This window comes from Variovorax sp. OK212 (assembly GCF_900112425.1).
GTDB lineage: Bacteria > Pseudomonadota > Gammaproteobacteria > Burkholderiales > Burkholderiaceae_C > Variovorax.
On the sequence record NZ_FOLP01000001.1, the window covers coordinates 534,404 to 556,085 of the forward strand.

20 protein-coding genes are annotated in these 21,682 nt (G+C 67.9%); 13 read left to right on the forward strand and 7 right to left on the reverse strand.

Features of this window, described 5'->3' with window-relative positions; genetic code table 11:
- The first annotated feature begins 22 nt into the window (after positions 1–22).
- Genes BM004_RS02365 through xylB form a run of 4 tightly spaced genes read left to right on the forward strand, consistent with a single transcriptional unit; the run spans position 23 to position 4,149 of the window.
- Positions 23–694 carry a transaldolase family protein gene (locus BM004_RS02365; RefSeq protein ID WP_093211053.1) on the forward strand — a complete coding sequence of 224 codons (672 nt, stop codon included), beginning with the start codon at positions 23–25 and terminating at the stop codon, positions 692–694.
- A gap of 17 nt (positions 695–711) precedes the next feature.
- A complete protein-coding gene (locus tag BM004_RS02370; protein WP_093211055.1) occupies positions 712–1,680 on the forward strand; it encodes a carbohydrate kinase family protein in 969 nt (322 codons plus the stop codon).
- A 26-nt stretch (positions 1,681–1,706) separates the two neighbouring features.
- Positions 1,707–2,663 (forward strand): AraC family transcriptional regulator, encoded by a 957-nt coding sequence (locus BM004_RS02375; protein ID WP_093125522.1) that lies wholly within the window; start codon positions 1,707–1,709, stop codon positions 2,661–2,663.
- Between the two features lie 19 nt (positions 2,664–2,682).
- Entirely contained in the window at positions 2,683–4,149 is a 1,467-nt protein-coding gene (xylB, locus tag BM004_RS02380; protein ID WP_093211057.1) for a xylulokinase, read from the forward strand.
- Between the two features lie 69 nt (positions 4,150–4,218).
- Here xylB and groL read toward each other — a convergent pair whose 3' ends face one another.
- A complete protein-coding gene (gene groL, locus BM004_RS02385) occupies positions 4,219–5,871 on the reverse strand; it encodes a chaperonin GroEL (RefSeq protein ID WP_093125515.1) in 1,653 nt (550 codons plus the stop codon).
- 54 nt (positions 5,872–5,925) lie between these two features.
- Complete coding sequence (groES, locus tag BM004_RS02390; protein WP_093125512.1) at positions 5,926–6,216, reverse strand: co-chaperone GroES; 291 nt, start codon at positions 6,214–6,216, stop codon at positions 5,926–5,928.
- 314 nt (positions 6,217–6,530) lie between these two features.
- Between groES and BM004_RS02395 the strand changes: the two genes are divergently transcribed.
- Positions 6,531–7,181: a Rossmann-fold NAD(P)-binding domain-containing protein gene (locus tag BM004_RS02395; RefSeq protein ID WP_143072397.1), complete on the forward strand. Its 651-nt coding sequence runs from the start codon at positions 6,531–6,533 to the stop codon at positions 7,179–7,181.
- Positions 7,072–8,331: a Zn-dependent hydrolase gene (locus BM004_RS02400; protein ID WP_093211061.1), complete on the forward strand. Its 1,260-nt coding sequence runs from the start codon at positions 7,072–7,074 to the stop codon at positions 8,329–8,331. The genes BM004_RS02395 and BM004_RS02400 overlap by 110 nt, the downstream gene beginning before the upstream one ends.
- On the opposite strand, the gene BM004_RS02405 is transcribed toward BM004_RS02400, so the two are convergent.
- Complete coding sequence (locus BM004_RS02405) at positions 8,309–9,301, reverse strand: LysR family transcriptional regulator (protein WP_177206323.1); 993 nt, start codon at positions 9,299–9,301, stop codon at positions 8,309–8,311. The two genes, BM004_RS02400 and BM004_RS02405, sit on opposite strands and share 23 nt — an antisense overlap.
- 169 nt (positions 9,302–9,470) lie before the next feature.
- Here BM004_RS02405 and pyrB point away from each other — a divergent pair, with 169 nt between their 5' ends.
- The 3 genes from pyrB to BM004_RS41890 are packed head-to-tail and all read left to right on the forward strand — an operon-like array spanning position 9,471 to position 11,199.
- On the forward strand, positions 9,471–10,424 hold the full coding sequence (gene pyrB, locus BM004_RS02410; protein WP_177206325.1) for an aspartate carbamoyltransferase: 954 nt from the start codon (positions 9,471–9,473) through the stop codon (positions 10,422–10,424).
- Positions 10,418–10,858: a TSUP family transporter gene (locus BM004_RS41885; protein WP_256219758.1), complete on the forward strand. Its 441-nt coding sequence runs from the start codon at positions 10,418–10,420 to the stop codon at positions 10,856–10,858. Before pyrB ends, BM004_RS41885 begins: the two co-directional genes overlap by 7 nt.
- Positions 10,828–11,199, forward strand: a complete 372-nt coding sequence (locus BM004_RS41890) for a sulfite exporter TauE/SafE family protein (protein ID WP_256219759.1) — start codon at positions 10,828–10,830, stop codon at positions 11,197–11,199. Before BM004_RS41885 ends, BM004_RS41890 begins: the two co-directional genes overlap by 31 nt.
- A 19-nt stretch (positions 11,200–11,218) precedes the next feature.
- On the opposite strand, the gene BM004_RS02420 is transcribed toward BM004_RS41890, so the two are convergent.
- On the reverse strand, positions 11,219–12,820 hold the full coding sequence (locus BM004_RS02420; protein ID WP_093125497.1) for a phospholipase D family protein: 1,602 nt from the start codon (positions 12,818–12,820) through the stop codon (positions 11,219–11,221).
- Positions 12,821–12,993: 173 nt separating this feature from the next.
- Here BM004_RS02420 and BM004_RS02425 point away from each other — a divergent pair, with 173 nt between their 5' ends.
- The 4 genes from BM004_RS02425 (at position 12,994) to BM004_RS02440 (ending at position 18,766) form a co-directional block, all read left to right on the forward strand.
- Entirely contained in the window at positions 12,994–15,114 is a 2,121-nt protein-coding gene (locus tag BM004_RS02425) for a TonB-dependent siderophore receptor (protein WP_093211067.1), read from the forward strand.
- A 33-nt stretch (positions 15,115–15,147) separates the two neighbouring features.
- On the forward strand, positions 15,148–16,344 hold the full coding sequence (locus BM004_RS02430; RefSeq protein WP_093211069.1) for a PepSY-associated TM helix domain-containing protein: 1,197 nt from the start codon (positions 15,148–15,150) through the stop codon (positions 16,342–16,344).
- Complete coding sequence (locus BM004_RS02435) at positions 16,341–16,529, forward strand: hypothetical protein (protein ID WP_093125489.1); 189 nt, start codon at positions 16,341–16,343, stop codon at positions 16,527–16,529. Before BM004_RS02430 ends, BM004_RS02435 begins: the two co-directional genes overlap by 4 nt.
- A gap of 62 nt (positions 16,530–16,591) precedes the next feature.
- On the forward strand, positions 16,592–18,766 hold the full coding sequence (locus tag BM004_RS02440) for a TonB-dependent receptor (protein ID WP_093125487.1): 2,175 nt from the start codon (positions 16,592–16,594) through the stop codon (positions 18,764–18,766).
- Positions 18,767–18,841: 75 nt separating this feature from the next.
- On the opposite strand, the gene BM004_RS02445 is transcribed toward BM004_RS02440, so the two are convergent.
- From BM004_RS02445 to BM004_RS02455, 3 genes are read right to left on the reverse strand one after another with little or no spacing between them, the layout of a single operon-like run.
- A complete protein-coding gene (locus tag BM004_RS02445; RefSeq protein ID WP_093125483.1) occupies positions 18,842–19,717 on the reverse strand; it encodes an ABC transporter permease in 876 nt (291 codons plus the stop codon).
- A gap of 50 nt (positions 19,718–19,767) precedes the next feature.
- On the reverse strand, positions 19,768–20,580 hold the full coding sequence (locus BM004_RS02450; RefSeq protein WP_093211973.1) for an ABC transporter ATP-binding protein: 813 nt from the start codon (positions 20,578–20,580) through the stop codon (positions 19,768–19,770).
- Between the two features lie 2 nt (positions 20,581–20,582).
- Positions 20,583–21,620: an ABC transporter substrate-binding protein gene (locus tag BM004_RS02455; protein ID WP_093125478.1), complete on the reverse strand. Its 1,038-nt coding sequence runs from the start codon at positions 21,618–21,620 to the stop codon at positions 20,583–20,585.
- Positions 21,621–21,682: the final 62 nt, after the last annotated feature.

Sequence of the window (21,682 nt, forward strand, 5' to 3'; positions counted from 1 at the left end):
CCTGTTGCGAGTTTCCAGAGCGATGAACGACGATTTCCACCTGTACCTCGACAGCGCCGACCTGGCCGAGCTGCAGGCCTGCCTGCCGCATCCCGTGGTGCATGGCGTGACGACCAACCCGACGCTGCTGCGGCGCGCGGGCGTGGGCCGCGCGGATGTGCCGGGCCTGCTCGCGCGCTGCATCGAACTGGGCGCGCGCCAGGTGCAGGCGCAGGTGTATTCCAGCGAGGTCGACGGCATGCTCGAAGACGCGCGGGCGCTGATGGCGCCCTTCGACCGCGGCCAACTGGTCGTCAAGATTCCCGCCACGCGCCAGGGCCTCGATGCCGGCGCGCAGCTCATCGCGCAGGGCGTGCCCGTCACCTGGACGGCCGTGTACGCGCCCGAGCAGGCGCACTTCGCGGCGCAGCTGGGCGCGGCCTATGCGGCGCCTTACCTCGGGCGGCTCGAAGATTCGGGCGTCGACGGCCTCGCGCTGATCGCGCAGATGCAGTCGCTGGTGGCCCGCCGTCCTTCGTCGAACACGCGCCTGTTGGTGGCCAGCATCCGCTCGCGCGAGGCGTATCTTTCGTTGCTGGGGCTCGGCGTGGGCGCCATCACCATCCCGCCGCGCCTGTTTGCCGAACTGCTCGACCATCCCGCCACGCTGGCCGCCGAAAGCGGCTTCCTGGCCGATGCGCGCGCCTTGCCCTGAACCAGAATCCAGACACCATGCGCATAGCACTCACGGGCGAAGCCCTGATCGATTTCACCGCCAGCGAGGCGGGCACCCTGGCGTTCCTCGGCCACGAGGGCGGCTCGCCGCTCAACACGGCCGTGGCCTGCGCCCGGCTCGGACAGCCCACGGGCTTTCTCACGCAGCTGTCGAGCGACCTGTTCGGCGAACGGCTGATGGGCTTCCTGCAGCACAACGGCGTGGACACCAGCTTCATCCTGCGCAGCAACGCACCGTCGACGTTGGCCTTCGTCGAGCGCACGCCGCAGACCAACCGCTACGCCTTCTACACGCGCGGCAGCGCCGATGCCACCTGGGCGCCCGAGCCGCTGCCGCAGCTGCCGGCGGCGTGCCGCTTCTTGCACTTCGGCTCCATCTCGCTGCTGCAGGACCCGGCCGCCACGCGCATCGCCGACCTGGTCACCGCGAACAAGGGGCAGCGCGTGATCGTGTTCGACCCCAACGTGCGGCCCAGCCTGATCAGCGACATGGCCGCCTACCGCGCGCGTGTCTCGGGCTGGTTCGCGCTGGCCGACCTGGTGAAGCTCAGCGACGAGGACGCGGAACTGCTCGCGCCCGGCCAGCCGGTCGATGCGCTGGCCGCCGAGTGCCTGAAGGCCGGTGCGCGCGCGGTGATCGTCACGCGCGGCGGCGACGGCGCCACGCTGTGGCGCGCGGGCCATGCGCCGCTGACCGTGGCCGCGCCGCGCGTGCAGGTGGTCGACACCATCGGCGCGGGCGACACCTTCACGGCCGGCCTGTCGGTTTCGCTGCTCGCGCATGGCGTCGAGCAACCGGCACAGCTCGGCGAGCTGAGCGACGAAGCCTGGCGCGAGGTGATGGGCTTTGCCGCCACCGCCGCCGCGCTCAACTGCACCCGCGAGGGTGCCGATCCGCCGACGCTGGCCGCGGTTCACGCCGCGCTCGCGGAGGAACAGAATAGCGCTGAGGCCACGCGGCCCTGAACCGTGCGGCCTGAACCGTTGCTGCCATGACGACGTCCACACGCAAGCGTTCGATTCCCCGCCAGCGCCAACCCGAACTGGAGCGCGACTTTGCGCGCTCGCCCTCGCTGGGCTACGAGGCGCCCGAGGAAACCGGCCTGGTGCGCTGCCTGGCGCACGGCTTCCCGAGCCCGCTGGTGCGCTGGCACTTCCATGAAGACTACGAGCTGCACCTGATCACCGAGACCTCGGGCAAGGCCTTCATCGGCGACTGGATCGGGCCGTTCCAGCCCGGCCACCTGGTGCTGTGCGGACCGCGGCTGCCGCACAACTGGATCTCGCTCGACGTGCCCGAAGGCGGCGCCGCGGGGCGCGACCGCGTGATCCAGTTCCGCCATGAACCCATCGAACGCGCGGCCGCCGAGATTCCGGAACTGCGCGAGGTGATGCAGCTGCTGGAGCGCGCGCGCCACGGCATCGAGTTCTTCGGCATGTCGCAGAAGGCGCAGGCGCATTGGGACCACATCAAGGCGGCGCGCGGCGTGCGGCGCCTGGGCATGTTCTGCGAGTTCCTGGCCGACCTGGCCGAATGCACCGACTACCGGCTGCTGTCGAGCGTGCAGATGCAGGGCGCGCAGGGGGCGGACGGCGACGCGCAGGTCGACCAGATCAACGGCATCGTCAACCGCATCACCAACAACATGGCCGAGCCGATTTCGATGTCGGACGTGGCGGCCGAACTGGGCATGAGCGAGAGCCGCTTCAGCCGCTTCTTCCGGCGCTCCACCGGCAACAGCTTCACCGACTTCGTGAACCGCGTGCGCATCAACAGCGCCTGCCACCTGCTGATGCAGACCGACCACTACGTGACCGACATCTGCTACCAGGTGGGCTTCAACAACGTGGCCAATTTCAACCGGCGCTTTCTTGAAATCAAGGGCATGACGCCGAGTGAATTCCGTAGACAGGCCGACACGCGCTTCGGCAGCGGCATTCCTTCCTAGATCTTTTCAGGGGCTCATCTTGTATCTTGGACTCGACCTCGGCACGTCCGAGCTCAAGGCGCTGCTGCTCGCGGACGACCATCGCATCGTGGGCGTAGCCCGCGCGCACCTCACCGTCGAACGACCGCATCCGCTGTGGTCGGAACAGGCGCCCGCGCAATGGTGGAGCGCGCTCGAAGAAGTGATGCGGGCGCTGGGCAAGTCGCACCCTGAAGAGCTGGCGGCCGTGCGTGCCATCGGCCTGTCGGGCCAGATGCACGGCGCCACGCTGCTCGACGCGGAGGGCGAGGTGCTGCGCCCGGCGATCCTCTGGAACGACGGCCGCAGCGGCGCGCAGTGCGAGGCGCTCACGCGCGCCGTGCCGCGGCTCGGCGAGATCGCGGGCAACCTCGCGATGCCCGGCTTCACCGCGCCCAAGCTTATGTGGGTGCGCGAGCACGAGCCTGAGATTTTTCACCGCGTGGCGCGCGTGCTGCTGCCCAAAGACTGGCTGCGCTTCATGCTCAGCGGCGAGGCGGTCAGCGAGATGTCGGACGCGGCGGGCACGCTGTGGCTCGACGTGGGCGCGCGCGACTGGTCCGACGAGTTGCTGGCGGCCACGGGCCTCACGCGCGCGCACATGCCGCGCCTGGTCGAGGGCAGCGAAGTCTCCGCACAGCTGAAGCCCGAGCTGGCCGTGCGCTGGGGCCTGGGCAACGACGTGCTGATTGCGGGCGGTGCCGGCGACAACGCCGCCAGCGCGGTCGGCATGGGGCTGGTCGAGCCGGGGCAGGGCTTCGTGTCGCTGGGCACGTCGGGCGTGGTGTTCGTGTCGACCGACCGCTTCCTGCCGAACCCCGCGCAGGCGATGCACGCGTTCTGCCATGCGCTGCCCAGGCGCTGGCACCAGATGTCGGTGATGCTCTCGGCCGCGAGCGCGGTGAGCTGGGCGGCCAAGACCTTCAAGTTCGCCGATGAAGCGGCCTTGCTCGAAGCCGCGGCCTCGGCCTCGGTGGTGCAACGGGCGCACTGCCCGCTGTTCCTGCCGTACCTGTCGGGCGAACGTTCGCCGCACAACAACCCCAATGCGCAGGGCGTGCTGTTCGGCCTGACGCACGCGCACGGGCCGGCGGAGATCGCCTATGCGGTGGTCGAGGGTGTGAGCTTCGGCTTGCGCGACGGCTCCGACACCTTGCGCCTGCCCGCCGACATGCCGCTGCGCGAAATGGCGCTGGTGGGCGGCGGTGCGCGCAGCGTGTGGTGGGGGCAGCTGCTGGCCGACATCTTCGGCGTGACGCTGACGCTCTATGCGGGCAGCGAGACGGGCGGGGCACTGGGCGCCGCGCGGCTGGCCTGGCTGGCCGATGGCGGCGATGTTGCGCGGGTCTGCACGCTGCCGCCGGTGAAGCAGCAACTGGTGCCGTCGGGTGATGGTGCCGCGGTGCATGCGGCGCGCCATGCGCGATTCCAGGCGCTTTACGCGGCGTTGCGCGACCAGTTTCAGTAAACACGACGCGCAATAAAAAAGGGCCGCTTTCGCGGCCCTTTTTGTTGGTGAGCAGAGCTCAGCCGGGCATTACATGCCCATGCCGCCCATGCCGCCCATGCCACCCATGTCGGGCATGCCGCCGCCGGCGCCGGACTCGTCCTTGGGTGCGTCAGCAACCATGGCTTCGGTCGTCAGCAGCAGCGAGGACACCGAAGCGGCGTTCTGCAGTGCGGTGCGCGTGACCTTCGTCGGGTCCAGGATGCCCAGTTCGAGCATGTCGCCGTACGTGTCGTTCGCAGCGTTGAAGCCGTAGTTGCCCGAACCGGCCAACACAGCGTTCACCACCACCGAGGCTTCGCCGCCGGCGTTGTTCACGATTTCGCGCAGGGGCGCTTCGATGGCCTTCAGCACCAGCTTGATGCCGGCTTCCTGGTCGGCGTTGTCGCCCTTGACCGAGTCGCCCACAGCTTGCTTGGCACGCAGCAGAGCCACGCCGCCGCCAGCCACAACGCCTTCTTCCACTGCAGCGCGGGTGGCGTGCAGGGCGTCTTCGACGCGAGCCTTCTTTTCCTTCATTTCGACTTCGGTGGCAGCGCCGACCTTGATCACTGCCACGCCGCCGGCCAGCTTGGCCACGCGCTCTTGCAGCTTTTCACGGTCGTAGTCGCTCGTGGCTTCTTCGATCTGCACGCGCACTTGCTTCACGCGGGCTTCGATGTCGCCAGCGGCGCCGGCGCCGTCGATGATGATCGTGTTTTCCTTGCCCACTTCGATGCGCTTGGCTTGACCCAGGTCGGCCAGCGTCACCTTTTCGAGCGTCAGGCCCACTTCTTCAGCGATGACCTTGCCGCCCGTCAGGATGGCGATGTCTTCCAGCATGGCCTTGCGGCGGTCGCCGAAGCCAGGAGCCTTGACAGCCACGACCTTCAGGATGCCGCGGATCGTGTTCACGACCAGCGTAGCCAGGGCTTCGCCTTCGACTTCTTCGGCAATGATCAGCAGCGGACGGCCAGCCTTGGCGACTTGCTCCAGCACCGGCAGCAGGTCACGGATGTTGCTGATCTTCTTGTCGAACAGCAGCACGAAGGGGTTGTCCAACAGCGCCGATTGCTTCTCGGGGTTGTTGATGAAGTAGGGCGACAGGTAGCCGCGGTCGAACTGCATGCCTTCGACGACGTCGAGTTCGCTGTCCAGCGACTTGCCGTCTTCCACGGTGATCACGCCTTCCTTGCCGACCTTGTCCATCGCGTCAGCGATGAGCTTGCCGATGGTTTCGTCGCTGTTGGCCGAGATGGAGCCGACTTGCGCGATTTCCTTGGAGGTGGTGGTGGGCTTGGAAGCCTTCTTCAGCTCGGCGACCAGGGCCGTGACAGCCTTGTCGATGCCGCGCTTCAGGTCCATCGGGTTCATGCCGGCAGCCACCAGCTTGAAACCTTCGCGAACGATGGCTTGTGCCAGGACCGTGGCGGTCGTGGTGCCGTCACCAGCGTTGTCGCTGGTCTTGGAGGCCACTTCCTTCACGAGCTGGGCGCCCATGTTCTGCAGCTTGTCCTTGAGTTCGATTTCCTTGGCCACGGACACACCGTCCTTGGTCACGGTGGGGGCGCCGAACGAGCGCTCCAGCACCACGTTGCGACCCTTGGGGCCCAGGGTGACCTTGACTGCGTTGGCCAGGATGTTCACACCCTCGACCATGCGTGCGCGGGCTTCTCCGCCGAAGACTACGTCTTTTGCTGCCATGATGAATTAACTCCGAATGGATTTGATTGAATGAGGTCGAAAGGAGGAGAAGGCTTACTTCTCGACGACTGCGAACAGGTCGTCTTCCTTCATCACCAGCAGTTCGTCGCCATCGACCTTGACGGTCTGGCCGCTGTACTTGCCGAACAGGACGCGGTCGCCGACCTTGACGGTCAGTGCGGTCAGTTCGCCCTTGTCGGTGCGCTTGCCCGGGCCAACGGCCAGGACTTCGCCTTGATCGGGCTTTTCAGCGGCTGCGTCGGGGATGACGATGCCGGAGGCGGTCTTGGTTTCGCTGTCAACACGCTTGACGATCACGCGATCGGCCAAAGGACGAAGTTTCATTGCATCTCCTGGATATGGATAAGAAACGGGTTTGTGGTCGGGCACCGGACCGGGGTCGGACACCCATTCGACTGGCAGCGAGGGCTGTTAGCACTCATCAGCAGCGAGTGCTAATGATAAGGGCAATCGATGACGTTTCAAGGGCGAGGCCTTGCGGCCGGGACGCGGCGCGACTCTTGCATTTGTAAGAAAGCCCTCGCCGCGCGACATGCACCCGAAACCCCGGCCCGCAAAAGTAGGCCTCTTGCCTGGCCGCTTCCGGCTGGCCCACCAGGAGCCCGCATGCCGCCCCGCCCCCTCGTCCAGGACACGCCATGACCAGCGCCCGTTCACCTTCCCGCCCCCGTGCCGTGATCGCCGGCGGCTCGCTCAGCGGCCTGTTTGCCGCGACCACGCTGCTGGCCGCCGGCTGGGATGTCGCCCTGTTCGAGCGCTCGCCCGGTGCGCTCGACAGCCGCGGTGGCGGCATCGTGCTGCAGCCCGACGTGCTCGCGGCCTTTCGTTTCGCCGGCATCCCGCACGGTGACGCGCTGGGCGTGCGCTCGGGGGCCGCATCTACCTGGGCGCCGACGACCAGGTTGCTCCACCGCACGTACATGCCGCAGACCCAGACCTCGTGGAACATGCTCTACGCCGCGATGCGCAACGCGCTGCCCGCCGGTGTCGTCCATGCGGGCGAGCGCCTGGCCGGCTTCGAGTCGGCCGGCCACCAGGTGACGGCGCTGTTCGAAGCCGATCACATGCTGCTGCAGTACCGCGTGCCCGGCGAGGACAGCGCATCCCCCAAGAACCTTTTATGGCTCGCATCACGTGCCCCCGCTTCACCGGCGGCGCGGCACGCACCAAGATACGGGGATGCGCACACCCCTTTCCATCCGGGCGGACCGCCTCTGGCAACGCCTCGAAACCCTGTCTTCCTTCACCCGCCCCGACGTTCCCTGGACGCGCCGGGCCTTTTCCGATGAATTCGACCGCGCCAGGCACTGGCTGCGCGGCGAGTTCGAGCAGGCCGGCCTCGCCGTCCGCATCGACGCCGCCGGCAACCTGATTGGCCGCCGCGAAGGCACGCAGCCCGGCCTGGCGCCGCTGGTCACGGGCTCGCATTGCGACACGGTGGTGGGCGGCGGGCGCTTCGACGGCATCCTGGGCGTGCTCGCCGGGCTCGAGGTGGCGCAATCGCTGCACGAAAGCGGCGTTGCGCTGCGCCACCCGCTCGAGGTGATCGACTTTCTCTGCGAGGAGCCCAGCGACTACGGCATTTCCTGCGTGGGCAGCCGCGCCTTCGCCGGCACGCTCGACGAGGCCATGCTGGCGTCGTGCAATGAACACGGCGAGAGCCTCGCGCAGGGCATGCAGCGCATCGGCGCGCGTCCCGACGCGCTGGCCGAGGCCGCCCGCGTGACCGGCGGTCGCGGTGGCGTGGCTGCATTCGTCGAACTGCACATCGAGCAGGGCCCGGTGCTGGAACGCGAAGGGCTGCCGATCGGCGTGGTCACCGACATCGTGGGCATCCGCCGCGTGGCGCTCACCGTGACCGGCCAGCCCGACCACGCCGGCACCACGCCGATGGACATCCGCCGCGACGCGCTGGTGGGCGCGGCCCGCCTGATCGACGCCGCGCACCGCGAGGCCGGCGCCATGGACGGCCGGCCGCACTACGTGGTGGCGACCATCGGGCGCATTGCGATGAGCCCCAACGTGCCCAACGCCGTGCCCGGCCGGGTCGACATGGTGCTCGAGGTGCGCAGCAATGCGCAGTCGGTGCTCGACGATTTTCCGGAGCGCCTGCTGGCGCTGTGCCGCGACGACTTCCAGCGGCTGCGCGTCGCCTGCGGCATGGCGCCGCTCACGCAGACGCCGCCCGTGAAGTGTTCCGACGAGGTCATGCGGGCCGTGGCCCGGGCCGCCGACGGCCTCGCGCTGCGGCACCGGGCGCTGCCCAGCGGCGCGGGCCATGACGCCATGCATGTGGCGGCCGCGGGGCCGATGGGGATGATCTTCATCCCCTGCCTCGACGGGCGCAGCCACTGTCCGGAAGAATGGGCCAGCCAGGCACAGGTGGCCACCGGCACGCAGGTGCTGGCGGAAACGCTCAGGGTGCTGGACGCGCGGTAGCCGCGCAGCACGCGGCGTTCGAGGCTTCCGCAGCCTCTGCAGCCCCCGCCGCCTCCGCTGCGTGGCCGGCTGCCACTACCGCATCGATCACCTGCCGCAGCCCCTTGGTCACCGGCTTGTCGTTGCGGGTGATCAGCGCCAGCGTGCGGTGCAGCGGCGGGTGCAGCGGGCGCAAGTCGAGCTCGGCATGGTGCCCCCGGCCCGTGACCGCCATCTTCGGCAGGATCGCCACGCCCAGCCCGGCCGCCACCATCGCCTTGATGGCTTCGACGCTGTCGAACTCCATGACCGGCGGCGACGTGCGGCCGCCGCGCCGCAGCCAGTCGTCGACGATGCCCCGCGCGCTGGCTTCGGAAACGAACTTCACGAGCGGCAGCGCGTCCAGCTCGCGCGCGGTGACCGTGTCCGGCCACCGGGTGCTGCCGCGCTGGCAGATGGCGACGAAGTCGTCCCGCAGGATCGGCGTGACCGCCAGCGCGCGCGACGACACCGGCAGCGTGACCAGAGCGGCATCGACCGAGTTGTCTTCCACGCGCCGCACGTAGCTCTCGGTGTTGCCGGTGCTCACGATGATGTTGAGCAGCGGATAGCGCGCGCGCAGGTCGCGCAGCACCGGCGGCAACAGGTACAGGCAGCTGGTGCCGCCCGTGCCCAGCCGCACGCGGCCCGCCACGCCCGCCGAATGGAAGGTGGCGGCGTTGATCGCGTTGGACAGCGCCGCCGTCACGTGCGGCAGCTCGGCCATCAGGTCCGCGCCGGCCGGCGTGGGGCCGATGCGGCGCCCGACCCGCTCGATCAGCCGGACGCCGAGGCGTCTTTCGAGCTGCTTGACCTGCACGCTGACCGCGGGTTGGGTCAATCCGAGGCGCTCGGCCGCGGCGGAAAAGCTGCCTGCTTCAAGAACAAGTGCAAAAGTGCGCAATTGCTCGAAATTAATGGACGAAGCCAAATTGTTTTTTATGGAGTGCATAACGATGCCCGGCTTCTTTTATGCATGTGGGAATACAAGAATGGTGCAGGGGAGGGGAAAAGAGCGAAACGCAATCGACTGAATTGCGAAACAAATGTCAATTCAAGTTGGCAATTGAACGGCGAAACCCCTTGAGTGTTTTCAAATGAAATCAAAGAGGGAGCATCGCATGCCGGACCTTATTTCCATCGAGGATCTTTCTCGGGGCGACATCGAACATATTTTTTCGAGCATCGACCACATACGGCGCTCGCCCGACGACTTTCGCCGGGCGCTGGCCGGCAAGGTGGTGTGCATGCTTTTCTTCGAGCCCAGCACGCGCACCCGCTGGAGCTTCGAGGCGGCGGCCCACCGCCTGGGCGCGCAGGTGCTGAGCGTTCCGGACGCGCGCAACACCCGGCTGGAACTGGGCGAGAGCCTGCTCGACACCACGCGCATGGCCGGCTTCTATTGCGACGCCGTGGTGGCTCGCCACGCGGACGACCGTGTCATGCAGCGGATCAAGGACACGATCCGCGTGCCGCTGATCAACGCGGGCGAGGGCCGCACGCAGCACCCCACGCAGACCTTGATCGACCTTTACACGCTGCGCGAGCATTTCGGCGGCATCGACAACCTGCACATCGGCATTGCGGGCGGCATCCGGTATTCGCGCGCCGCCAAATCGCTGATTGCGGGCTTGCGCAAGTTCAGCAATGTCCGGCTGCATGTGGTCGATGCGCCGCACGACGCCGACGAGGGCAGCGCATTTCCGCCGGCGCTGGGCGAATTGAACGGCGTGGCGCCGCTCGAATATCCGTCGATGAAGGAAATGATCGGCCATGTCGACATGGTGTACGTGGTGCGCGTGCAGCAGGAGAAATTCACCGATCCGGCCGCCTATGCGCGCCAATTGCAGAAGTGCCGGTTGCATCGTGGGCTGCTTTCGCGCGCCTCGGCAGGGCTCATCGTCATGCATTGCCTGCCGCGCACCGACGAGCTCGATGCCGACGTCGACGAGACGCCGCAGAACAAGTACTTCCAGCAGGCGCGCCATGGCGTGGCCGTGCGAAGCGCGACGCTGCTCCGCGCGCTGGGTCACCGCACGGCCAACCGGCTGATCGGCGCGAGCAGGCCATGCTGAGCACGCTGGTCCTGCCCGGGCTGGGCCTGTTCATCGGCACGGTGGCGGTGACGATCGGGGGCGGGGCCACGGCGGGCGTGCCGCTGCTGCTGCTCTTGGGGCATTCGGGCGCGCAGAGCATCGCCACCGTCAAGTTCGCGCTGCTCGGCTCCTTCGTGACCGGAGCGCTGGCGCACCGCGCAGTCGGTACCGGTACCCGTACCGGTGCCGCCAAGCCCGTCAGGCTGCCCTGGGTGACGTGGCCGCTCGCGGTGGTGGGTTCGGTCTCGGGCTCGCTGCTGGTGGTCGGCGTGGCCGACCGGGTGCTCAAGGTCGCGGTCGCGCTGTCGATGATCGTGATTCTCTGGATCACGCACCGCACCGCACCGACTTCTCGCAGCGCCCGCGAAATGCGAATGCCCGCTTGCCGCCGACGCCGGTGGGCGTGGCGGTGATCTTCGGGCTGTGCGTGTACTCGGGCTTCTTCGGTGCCGGCTTCGGCACCTTCCTGATCCTTGCGCTGATGCGCTGCTACGGCCTCACGTTCCGCGAAAGCGCGAGCGCCATGACCCGCATCAACCTGCTGGCGGTCGGGGCGTCGGTGCTCACCTTCGTCTCCAGCGGCGCCGTCGACTTTCGCCTGGGCGTTCCGCTGTTCATCGGGTGCGCGGCGGGCGGCCTGCTCGGCGCGTGGGTGGCGCGCGTGGCGGACCCGAAGCGCATGAAGACCGCGTTCCTGGTCTTCACGCTGCTGCTCGGCATCAAGCTGCTGTGGGAGGCGTCTGCCTGCCCGTAGCGCGACACCGTGAACAGAGTCAAAGCTGGTCGGTCGGCACGAACCAGGAGAACAGCAGCAGTTGCAGGCGCGTCAGCATGCTCGAGTCGGGCTCGCTGTCGAGCACCTCGTTGGTGACGTCGCCGGTGCCGACCCATTCCACGTTCTGGCCGTCGGGCTTGAGGGTCACGCGGTACACGCCTTCGATGTCGTCGAGCTGGTAGGCGAAGAGCAGCGCCTGCGTCAGGTCGAAGCTGCGCACGCGCACGCCGAACTCGGTGTTCAGCAGGGCCGAGCGCGGGTCGAGGTTCATGGAGCCGAGCAGCACCCATTGCCGGTCGACCAGCGCCAGCTTGGCGTGCAGCCGGCCGCGCGCCTTCTTCAGCAGGTCGCGGAACTGGCCGCTGCGCCGCAGCTGCTGGGTGCTCACCTCGTACAGGTTCACGCCCAGCTTGAGCATGTCCACGCGGTAGCGGTTGTAGTTGATGTTGACCAGCGGCTCGTCGCTGTCGGCCAGCGAGTTGGTGATCACGGTGATGTTCACGCCGTGCTCGCGCCCCATGCGGATGCGCTCCATGCCCTCGTCGCCCGGAATGAAGTAGGGCGAGATCACCACCACGTTCGAGCGCGCGGTGGCCAGCATCTCGTGGAAGCGGTGCGCCAGCGATTCGGTGGGCGTGGCCATGACGCCGAGCGCCTTGTTGGGGCTGTCGGCCGTGGCGTTCGCCTCGGCGCGCATCCATTTCAGCTCGGCCACGTTGGCCAGCTGCGCGCCCAGCGGCAGGTCGCCCAGCATGTCGGTGATGGGCAGCGGGTCGGGCGCAGGCGCGTGGGCGGGGGAGGTCGCTTCTTCGAAGTCGGCCTTCAGCTCGGCGGGCGTGCGGCTCGTGCCGGCCACCCGCTTGAGCGGGTAGACCACGTCGCTGTTCCAGTAGGTGTCGAAGACGTTGGCGGCCTCGGGCACCACGGGGCCGGCCAGCAGCAGCTCGAAGTCGATGAAGTTCGCGTTCTCGGCGCGCAGGAAGTACTCGTCGGCCAGGTTGCGGCCGCCCGCGATCATCATCGCGCCGTCGGCCACGAACAGCTTGTTGTGCATGCGGTGGTTGAGCCGGCGGAAGTCGGTGAAGAACTCCAGCCAGCGCCCCGACGAGTGGTCGCGCATGTTCACGAAGGGGTTGAACAGCCGCACCTCGGCATTCGGCTCCGAGGCCAGGCCGAGCAGCAGGCGGTCCATGCCGGCCGTGTAGAAGTCGTCGAGCAGCAGCCGCACGCGCACGCCCCGGCGCGCGGCATTGCGCATTTCGCGCAGCAGCAGGCGCCCGGTCTTGTCGTTGCCGAGCTGGTAGGTCTGGATGTCGAGCGACGACCTGGCGCGCCGCATGAGCTCGAGCCGCGCGTCGAGCGCGAACGACGCCTCGATCAGCGGCCGCATGCTCGACAGCCCGTCGGGCGGCGAGTTCAGGCTCGTGGCCGCGCGGCCGAGTTCGGTGGACTGGGAGGCCGCGATGGCGAGCGTCGGCGCTTCGGGCGCGCGCGGCGGAAGTCCGGCGCAGGCGGTCAGCGCGAAGGCGGCCGCCAGGGTCATCAGGCGCAGCGCCGGGCCACGCAGCGCGGGAAACAAAAGGGCAATGAGCTTGAACATGGAGGCGGCCAGCGCACGGGGCGTGCGGGCGGCATCGTAGCTGCTTCGCCTTGGAAAAGAGACGTAATTTCACAACGCAACGCCCTTCACGCAGGTTGGAATTTGCGTGAATCGTTAACTTCCACCCAATACAATGAGAATAGTTCTTAATTGTGTTTGAGGTCGGTTTTCCTATGAAGAAGTTTGTGGCGCGGCGCAAGGCCGCTTCGGTGCTGGTCGGATGCCTGGCAATCTACGCGCAGCACCAGGTGCTGGCCCAGTCGGCGAACACCGGCTCGTTGCCTGAAGTGCGGGTGGACGCCAATGCCGAGGCCGAGACGGCCACCTCCGCCGTCATTGGCTACCGCGCGAAGAACGCGGTCACCGCCACCAAGACCGACACGCCCTTGGCCGAGACGCCGCAATCGGTGACGGTGGTCACGCGCGACCAGATGGTCGACCAGGGCGCCACCAGCCTGCAGGACGCGCTCAGCTACGCCGCCGGCGTGCGCTCCGACGCCTACGGTGTCGACTCCCGCTCCGACGGCTTCTCGGTGCGCGGCAGTGACGCGTCCGTGTACCTCGACGGACTGCAGACCTATTCCTCGGGCTACTACACCGCCACCGCGCGCCCCGACCCCTACACGCTGGAGCGCCTGGAAGTGCTGCGGGGGCCGGCCGGCATGCTGTTCGGCGCGGGCACGGCGGGCGGCGTGGTCAACATGGTCAGCAAGCGCCCGCAGCAGCAGGCGTACCGCGAAGTGGGCGTGCAGATCGGCTCGTTCGGCCGCAAGCAGGTGCAGGCCGACCTCACCGGCCCGCTGACGGCCGACGGCGCGTGGTCGTACCGGCTGGTGGCGTTGCAGCGCAAGTCCGACACGCAGGTCGACTACGTGCCCGACGACCGCTCGCTCATCATGCCGTCGCTTTCCTGGCGCCCCAATGCCGCGACCTCGCTGACGCTGCAGGGCCTGTGGCAGAAGGACAAGACCGGCAGCACCGCGCAGTTCCTGCCCTGGCAGGGCACCATCCTGGCGAACGTCAACGGCCGGCTGCCGTCCAGCCGCTTCATCGGCGAACCGGGCGACGGCTACGACACCGAGCGCAAGACCTTCGGCTGGCAGTTCGAGCACCGCTTCAACGACGACTGGACCTTCCGCCAGAACTTCCGCACGTCGCGCACGTACAACGACTCGCACTACCACTACGCCGACTTCTTCTCGCTGCCCGGCGGCTGGGGCCTGGACCCGGTCGGCCAGCGCCTGATCGGCCGCATCAACTCCAAGTCGCTGGCCTGGACCCGCATGACCGGCGTGGATAACCACGTCGAGGGCCACTTCGACACCGGCGCGGTGCGCCACACGCTGCTGATGGGCGCCGAGTATTCGCGCCAGCGCCAGGACAAGATCGACGGCTCCGCCTACAGCGCCATCGACGCCTATGCGCCGGTCTACGGCATCGGCTACGTGCCGGTGACCGAGTTCACCAACCGGCCCCGCACCACCCAGCGCAACGCCGGCGTCTACGTGCAGGACCAGATGAAGCTGGACAACTGGATCTTCGTGGCCGGCCTGCGCTACGACCGCAGCACCTCCGGCACGGCGGGCAGCGATTCGGAGACCACCAGTGCCACCTCGCGCCGCCTGGGCGTGATGTACACGCTGCCGTCGGGCTGGTCGCCGTACCTGAGCTACACCGAATCCTTCACCCCGCAGGCAGGAACCAACGCCGAGGGCAACCTGTTCAAGCCGTTGCGCGGCGAGCAGGTCGAAGCCGGCGTCAAGTACCAGCCCGCGGGCTCGGCGACGAGCTTCACCGCCTCGGTGTTCTCGCTCAAGGAAAAGAACCGCATCGTCTCCGACAGCACCAACCCGAACTACGGCCGCCAGGTCGATGCCACCAAGAACAAGGGCGTCGAGCTCGAGCTCAAGACCACGCTGGCGCGCGATGTCGACCTGATCGCCAACTACACCAACATCGACGTCGATCGCAAGCTCACCGAGCAGCCGCGCAACCAGGTGTCGATGTGGGGCAAGTACCGCTTCTCCATCGCCGGCGTGCCGGGCTTCTCGGCCGGTGCCGGCGTGCGCTACATGAGCGGCTTCACGGACGTCGACGGCACCAGCGCGGGTCCGCGCGTGCCTTCCGTGACGCTGGTGGACCTGATGCTGGCGTACGAGTCGGCCAAGTGGCGCTACGCCCTGAACATCAACAACGCGACCGACAAGACCTACTTCAGCACCTGCCTCTCGCGCGGCGACTGCTGGTACGGCGCACGCCGCAGCGTGGTGGCGAGCGCCACCTACCGTTTCTAAAATAAGGTCTACGACCGAAGCCACCACGACGACATGAACAGCCGAAAAATCAAGACCTGGGCCTGGGTGCACAAGTGGAGCAGCCTCGTGTGCACGGTGTTCATGCTGCTGCTGTGCCTGACGGGCCTGCCGCTCATCTTCCACCACGAGATCGGCCACCTGCTGGGCACCGAGGTCGAGGCGCCGAAGATGCCGGCCGGCACGCCGCGCATCAGCTTGGACCGCGTGCTCGACATCGCGAAGGCGCAGCACCCCGAGCGCGTGGTGCAGTTCGTCTCGCAGCCCGAGGACGACGACGGCCTGTGGTTCGTCACGCTCACGCCCACGCCGGCGCCCACGGACGACTTCAAGTCGATCGCGGTCGATGCGCGCACGGGCACCATCCTCGCGCAGCCCAAGTTCGACGAGGGCTTCATGTACGTGATGTTCAAGCTGCACGTCGACCTGTTCGCGGGCCTGCCGGGCAAGCTGTTCCTCGGCTTCATGGGCCTGCTGCTGCTGGTGGCCATCGTCTCCGGCGTGGTGCTGTATTCGCCGTTCATGCGCAAGCTCGACTTCGGCACGGTGCGCCGCGAGAAGCGCCCGCGCCTGAAGTGGCTCGACCTGCACAACCTGCTGGGCGTCGTCACGCTGGTGTGGCTGTTCGTGGTGGGGTCGACCGGCATGATCAACACCTGGGCCGACCTGCTCATCAAGTACTGGCAGTACGACCAGCTCAGCGCGCTGCTCACGCCCTACAAGAACGAGCCGGTGGTGGCCGTGAACGAGCGCGCCTCGGTGCAGCGCTCGATGGACGCCGCGCTGCAGCACGCGCCCGGCATGAAGCTGTCGTTCATCGCGTTCCCCGGCACCTCGTTCTCCAGCCCGCACCACACCACCTTCTTCGTGCGCGGCAGCGAGCCCTTCACCTCGAAGCTCTTCCAGCCGGTGCTGGTCGACGCCAAGACGGCGCAGGTGTCGGCCTCGCCCAAGCTGCCCTGGTACCTCACGGCGCTGCTGGTGTCGCAGCCGCTGCACTTCGGCGACTACGGCGGCATGCCGATGCAGATCATCTGGGCGCTGCTCGACGTCGCCACCATCATCGTGCTGGGCAGCGGCCTGTACCTGTGGCTCAAGCGGGGAAACACCGTGCCCGTGGCCAGCAAGGCCAAGCCCGCGGCGCATGAAGCGCCGCAGCTCCCGGGCCCCTCGCAACCCGAGCCGGCACCGGCCATGAAGGTGCAGGCATGAAGGAGCACCAAGGCTTCTGGCGCATGTGGGGCTGGCCGATCGCGCTGGGCCTGCTGACGACCTTCGGGCTGATCTCCGCGCTCTTCAGCGACGGCGGGCTGGGCGACATCCTGGCGTGGATCACGCTGGGCATCCCGGTCGCGGTCTGCGCCTGGTTCGGCTGGCGCAAGGCACCCGCCCGCTAGTTTTCCCTGAGCGTCGCGCCATCGCGACACGAACGGCATCGCGCCGACGCAGAATCGGCGCGATGAACCTCGCTCCCGCTGCTTCGGTCGCCCTCGTCGGTTCCGCCTGCCTGCTGGTGCTGGGCGCACCGCCTGTCGTGCAAGCCCAGGAGGTCCAACAGGCTGAACCAGCGTCTCCGGCCGAGCCTGCCGAAGGCAGCCCGCGCCTGCGGGAAATCACCGTCTCCACGCCGCGCGGCGACGTCACGCCCTTCAACGTGCCCGGCTCGGTCGACCGCGTCGACGGCAGCGAGATGCGCGACAGCCGCCTGCAGGTCAATCTCTCCGAAAGCCTTGGCGCCGTGCCGGGGCTGCAGGTGCAGAACCGCTTGAACTACGCGCAGGACCTGCAACTGTCCGTGCGCGGCTTCGGCGCGCGCTCGACCTTCGGCGTGCGCGGCGTGCGGCTGTATGTCGACGGCATTCCGGCCACCTTGCCCGACGGGCAGGGCCAGACCTCGAACATCGACATCGGCTCGGTGGACCGTGTCGAGATCCTGCGCGGGCCTTTTTCCGCGCTGTACGGCAACTCCTCGGGCGGCGTGCTGCAGGCTTTCACCGCGTCGGGCGAAGGGCGGCCCCGGCTGTCGTATTCGCTCGCGGGCGGCAGCTTCGGCACCTGGCGGCAGTCGCTGCAGCTCAGCGGCGCGCAGGGCGCGGTCGACTACCTGCTGGACGCGAGCCGCTTCCACACCGACGGCTGGCGCGAGCACAGCGCCGCGCGGCGCGACATCGCCAACGGCAAGCTCGGCATTGCGCTGGACAACGGCGACAAGCTCACGCTGGTGATGAACAGCGTGCGCATCGACGCACAGGACCCGCTGGGCCTCACGGCCGACCAGTACACACTGGCGCCGCGCAACGCGCCGCTGGCCACGCAATACAACACGCGCAAGACGGTAGAGCAGACGCAGGCCGGCCTGCTCTACGAGCGGCGCATCGACGCCGGGCAGGGCTTGCGGCTGATGGTCTACGGTGGCGAGCGCAAGACCACGCAGTACCAGTCGATTCCGCCGTCGGCGCAGCAGAACCCTTTGCATGCGGGCGGGGTGATCGACCTGTCGCGGCAGTACGGCGGCATCGACATCCGCTGGAACGCCGCGCTGACCCTGGCCGGCCGGCCCTTCGACGTGGTGGCGGGCCTGGGCTACGACAGCCTGCGCGAGAAACGCCGCGGCTACGAGAATTACCTGGGCCCCGTCTCGGCGCCGGTGCTGGGCGTGCAGGGCCGGCTGCGGCGCAACGAACTCAACGAGGTCTGGAACCTCGACCCCTATGCCCAGGCCACCTGGCGCTTCACCGAGCGCTGGACGCTGGAAGCCGGCGTGCGCCGCAGCAGCGTGCACTTCAACTCGCAGGACCGCTACATCGTGGGCACGAACCGCGACGACAGCGGCAGCGCGCGCTACAGCAAGACACTGCCCGTGGCCTCGTTGCGCTACCAGGCCACGCCCGACCTGGCGCTGTACGGCTCCATCGGCCGCGGCTTCGAGACGCCGACGCTCAACGAGCTCTCGTACCGCGCGAACGGCGCCAGCGGCCTCAACTTCGCATTGCGCCCGTCGGTGAACGACAGCGTCGAGGTCGGCGCCAAGGCCCGGCTGGCGGGCGGCCTGCTGACGGCGGCGCTGTTCCAGACCCGCACGCGCGACGAGATCGTGACGGACACCAACGTCGGCGGGCGCGCGACCTTCCAGAACGCCGGGCGCACGAAGCGCAATGGCTTCGAGCTGGGCTGGCAGCACGAGAGCGCCAACCACTGGCGCACGCAGCTGGCCTACACGTGGCTCGACGCGACCTACCGCGATGCCTTCTGTTCGCCGTCGCCGTGCAACAGCACGAACACGGTGGCGGCGGGCAACCGCATTCCGGGCATCGCGCGGCAGTCGCTGTTCGCCTCACTGGGGTGGGTGCCGCCCGAGGGCTGGCGTGCGGGTGTGGAGATGCGCGCGCTGGGGCGCATCCAGGCCAACGACGTGAACACCGCCGTGGCTTCGGGCTATGCGGTCGCGGCGGTGTATGCCGGCTATCTGAAGAAGTGGGAGCGCTGGGAGTTCAACGCCTTCGCGCGTGTCGACAACCTGTTCGATCGGCGCTATGTGGGCTCGGTGATCGTCAACGAAGGCAACGGCCGTTACTACGAACCTGCGCAGGGGCGCAACTGGACGGTGGGAATGAGCGGCGCGTATCGGTTCTGAGGCAGGATCCGGGCACGCCCGAATCAAAGAAAACGGCGGGCAATGCCCGCCGTTTCTCATCGTGTCGTGCCGCGCTCAGAACGCCGCAGGCCGCCACTTCAGCAGCCGCTTCTCGAGCGAACTCAGCAGGAAGTCCGCTGCCAGCGCAACCACCGCCAACACGATCATCGCCGCGAACACGCCGCTGGCATTGAACGCGCCTTGCGCCGTCGAGATCAGCAGGCCGATGCCTTCCTTGGCGCCGAGGAACTCGCCCACCACCGCACCGACCAGCGCGAAGCCGAAGCTCACGTGCAGGCTCGCCAGGATCCACGACATGGCCGACGGAATGACCACCGCCATCGTGACCTGCCGCGGCGAAGCGCCGAGGATCTGCGCGTTCGCGATCATGTACTTGTCGGCTTCGCGCACGCCCTGGAAGGCGTTGCCGAAGACCACGAAGAACACCATCACCACCGCCAGCGCCACCTTGGAGGCCATGCCCAGGCCCAGCGCGATCACGAAGATCGAGCCGAGCACCACGCGCGGGATCGAGTTGGCGATCTGGATGTAGAGGCTGAACACGTCCGACAGCAGCTTGTTGCGGCCCAGCACGATGCCGCACAGCACGCCGGCGATCGAGCCGATCAGAAAGCCGATGACCGTCTCTTCGAGCGTCACCGCGACCTGCATCCACAGCGAGCCTTGCGAAGTGCCGTCGCGCATCCACTCCACGAGCTGGTCGTAGATCATCGAGGGCATCGAGTAGAAGAAGGGGTCGATCCACTTCAGGCGCGCCGCGATTTCCCAGCCGCCGAGCGCGACCACCAGCACCACCAGCCGCAGCGCGATGATCATGCGGCGCCGGCCGCGGATGGCGGCCTGCGCGACTTCGGATTCGCGTGCCAGCGCGGCGTCGCTCAGCGAAGAGGGCAGCACGGCTGCCGTGGGGGTGGTGGAGGAGGGCGTCATGGTCTTCGTGGCTGTTGTCGCTGTTGTGGTCCCTGTCGTGGGTGCGGCGTTCATTGGATGACCACTTCCTCGCGCAGGTCGTCCCAGATGTGCTTCGAGAGTTCGATGAACTGCTTGTCGTAGCGCACCTGCGACATGACGCGCGGGCGCGGCAGGTCGATCTCGTACACGCGCTTGAGCGTGGCGGGGCGCGCCGACAGCACGAACACGCGGTCGGCCAAGGCGATGGCTTCCTCGAGGTCGTGCGTGACGAACACCACGCTGCCGCCGTTGCCCGACCACAGCTGCAGCAGCTCGTCCTGCATCAGCGTGCGGGTCTGCATGTCGAGCGCGGAGAAGGGCTCGTCCATCAGCAGGATCTCGGGGTTGTTGATGAAGGTCTGCGCCAGCGCCACGCGCTTGCGCATGCCGCCCGAGAGCTGGTGCGGGTAGTGCTTGCCGAACTTCGACAGGCCCACGCGGTGGATCCAGTCCTGCGCGAGCGCCATCGCTTCCTTCTTCGGCTTGCCGCGGAAGATCGGGCCAGCCGCCACGTTGTCTTCCACGCTGCGCCACGGGAACACCGCGTCGGCCTGGAACACGAAGCCGATGCGCGGATCCACGCCGTTCACGGGCTGGCCCATCACGCGCACGTCGCCCACCGTGGGCTTGAGCAGGCCGGTGATCATGTTCAGCGTGGTCGACTTGCCGCAGCCCGTGGGCCCGACGATGGCGACGAACTCGCCGCGCGCCACCGACATGCTGAAGTTGCGCAGCGCCACGGTGGCGTTGCCGTCCTGCGAGATGAAGCGCAGCGAGACGTCGTGGAAGTCGATCGCCGAGGTGACCGCGCTCTGGCTGCCGGGAGGTGTTCCGTTGCGCATGGTCACTTCGCCGCCACGGCCGCGTTGGCCAGGTACGCGTTGCTGTAGGTCTTGGACAGGTCGATGTTCTTGCTCTTCACCAGCGGCTTGTAGGTGGCGAGCACCTTCAGCACGGTCTCGGGGCCGCCGGCGGGCATCTTGGCGTCGGTGGTGAACATCGGCAGCGACGCCTTCAGCGCCTGCACGTAGAGCTCCTTGTCGCTGCCGTAGTAGTCGCGCGGCACCTTCTCGGCGATGTCTTCCGCGCTGTGCGTGTGGATGTATTCCATGGTGCGCGCGAAGGCGTGGGCCAGCTTGGTGGCTTCGGCCTTGTGCGACTCGGCCCAGGTGTTCTGCACGTACAGGCTGGCCGCGGGGTACAGGCCGCCGAGCGCCTTCACCGTGTCGGGCTCGGTGCGCAGGTCGACCAGTACCTTGGCGTCGCCGGTCTTGAGCAGCTGCGACACGGTGGGCTCGGTGGTCATGCCGGCCTGGATGCGGTCCTGCTTCATCGCGGCGATGAAGGTGTTGCCGGCGCCCACGGGCAGCAGCGAGTAGTCCTTGGAAGCCACGCCGGCGCGGTCGGCCAGGTAGCGCGTGAGGAAGTCGGTGGACGAGCCCAGGCCCGTCACGCCCAGCGTCTTGCCGCCCTTGGCGTCGGCCATGGTCTTGAAGCCGGCAGCCGCGGCCTTGGTCGAGACCATTTCCACCTCGCCCGGCACCTTGCAGAACACGGCGATGGCCTGGATCTCCTTGCCCTTGCTCTGCAGGTCGATGGTGTGGTCGTAGAAGCCCACCACGCCTTGCACGGCGCCGGCGATCAGCTGGTTCTCCGCATCGACGCCCGCGGGCTGCGACTGCAGCTCGACGTTCAGGCCCTCGTCCTTGAAGTAGCCCAGCGCCTCGGTGAGCTTGGCCGGCAGGTAGATGATCTTGTTGATGCCGCCCACCATGATGGTGATGGGCGCGTCGGCGGCCTGCGCGAGCGGGGCGGTGGCGGCGAAGGCGGTGCACAGGGCTGCGGCGACCAGGGTGCGGCGGGTGGCGAAAATGGCGGACATGGCGGGTTGTGTCTCCGAGAGGGGTTGTTCGACAGGTCCAGTCTAGGAATCGGCATCCTTCG

Bases quoted from the DNA above. Each gene is read 5' to 3' on its own strand.
- BM004_RS02365 (WP_093211053.1), top strand. From the start codon at position 23: ATGAACGACGATTTCCACCTGTACCTCGACAGCGCCGACCTGGCCGAG.
- BM004_RS02370 (WP_093211055.1), top strand. From the start codon at position 712: ATGCGCATAGCACTCACGGGCGAAGCCCTGATCGATTTCACCGCCAGC.
- BM004_RS02375 (WP_093125522.1), top strand. From the start codon at position 1,707: ATGACGACGTCCACACGCAAGCGTTCGATTCCCCGCCAGCGCCAACCC.
- groL (WP_093125515.1), bottom strand. From the start codon at position 5,871: ATGGCAGCAAAAGACGTAGTCTTCGGCGGAGAAGCCCGCGCACGCATG.
- groES (WP_093125512.1), bottom strand. From the start codon at position 6,216: ATGAAACTTCGTCCTTTGGCCGATCGCGTGATCGTCAAGCGTGTTGAC.
- BM004_RS02395 (WP_143072397.1), top strand. From the start codon at position 6,531: ATGACCAGCGCCCGTTCACCTTCCCGCCCCCGTGCCGTGATCGCCGGC.
- BM004_RS02400 (WP_093211061.1), top strand. From the start codon at position 7,072: ATGCGCACACCCCTTTCCATCCGGGCGGACCGCCTCTGGCAACGCCTC.
- BM004_RS02405 (WP_177206323.1), bottom strand. From the start codon at position 9,301: ATGCACTCCATAAAAAACAATTTGGCTTCGTCCATTAATTTCGAGCAA.
- pyrB (WP_177206325.1), top strand. From the start codon at position 9,471: ATGCCGGACCTTATTTCCATCGAGGATCTTTCTCGGGGCGACATCGAA.
- BM004_RS41885 (WP_256219758.1), top strand. From the start codon at position 10,418: ATGCTGAGCACGCTGGTCCTGCCCGGGCTGGGCCTGTTCATCGGCACG.
- BM004_RS02420 (WP_093125497.1), bottom strand. From the start codon at position 12,820: ATGTTCAAGCTCATTGCCCTTTTGTTTCCCGCGCTGCGTGGCCCGGCG.
- BM004_RS02425 (WP_093211067.1), top strand. From the start codon at position 12,994: ATGAAGAAGTTTGTGGCGCGGCGCAAGGCCGCTTCGGTGCTGGTCGGA.
- BM004_RS02430 (WP_093211069.1), top strand. From the start codon at position 15,148: ATGAACAGCCGAAAAATCAAGACCTGGGCCTGGGTGCACAAGTGGAGC.
- BM004_RS02435 (WP_093125489.1), top strand. From the start codon at position 16,341: ATGAAGGAGCACCAAGGCTTCTGGCGCATGTGGGGCTGGCCGATCGCG.
- BM004_RS02440 (WP_093125487.1), top strand. From the start codon at position 16,592: ATGAACCTCGCTCCCGCTGCTTCGGTCGCCCTCGTCGGTTCCGCCTGC.
- BM004_RS02445 (WP_093125483.1), bottom strand. From the start codon at position 19,717: ATGACGCCCTCCTCCACCACCCCCACGGCAGCCGTGCTGCCCTCTTCG.
- BM004_RS02450 (WP_093211973.1), bottom strand. From the start codon at position 20,580: ATGCGCAACGGAACACCTCCCGGCAGCCAGAGCGCGGTCACCTCGGCG.
- BM004_RS02455 (WP_093125478.1), bottom strand. From the start codon at position 21,620: ATGTCCGCCATTTTCGCCACCCGCCGCACCCTGGTCGCCGCAGCCCTG.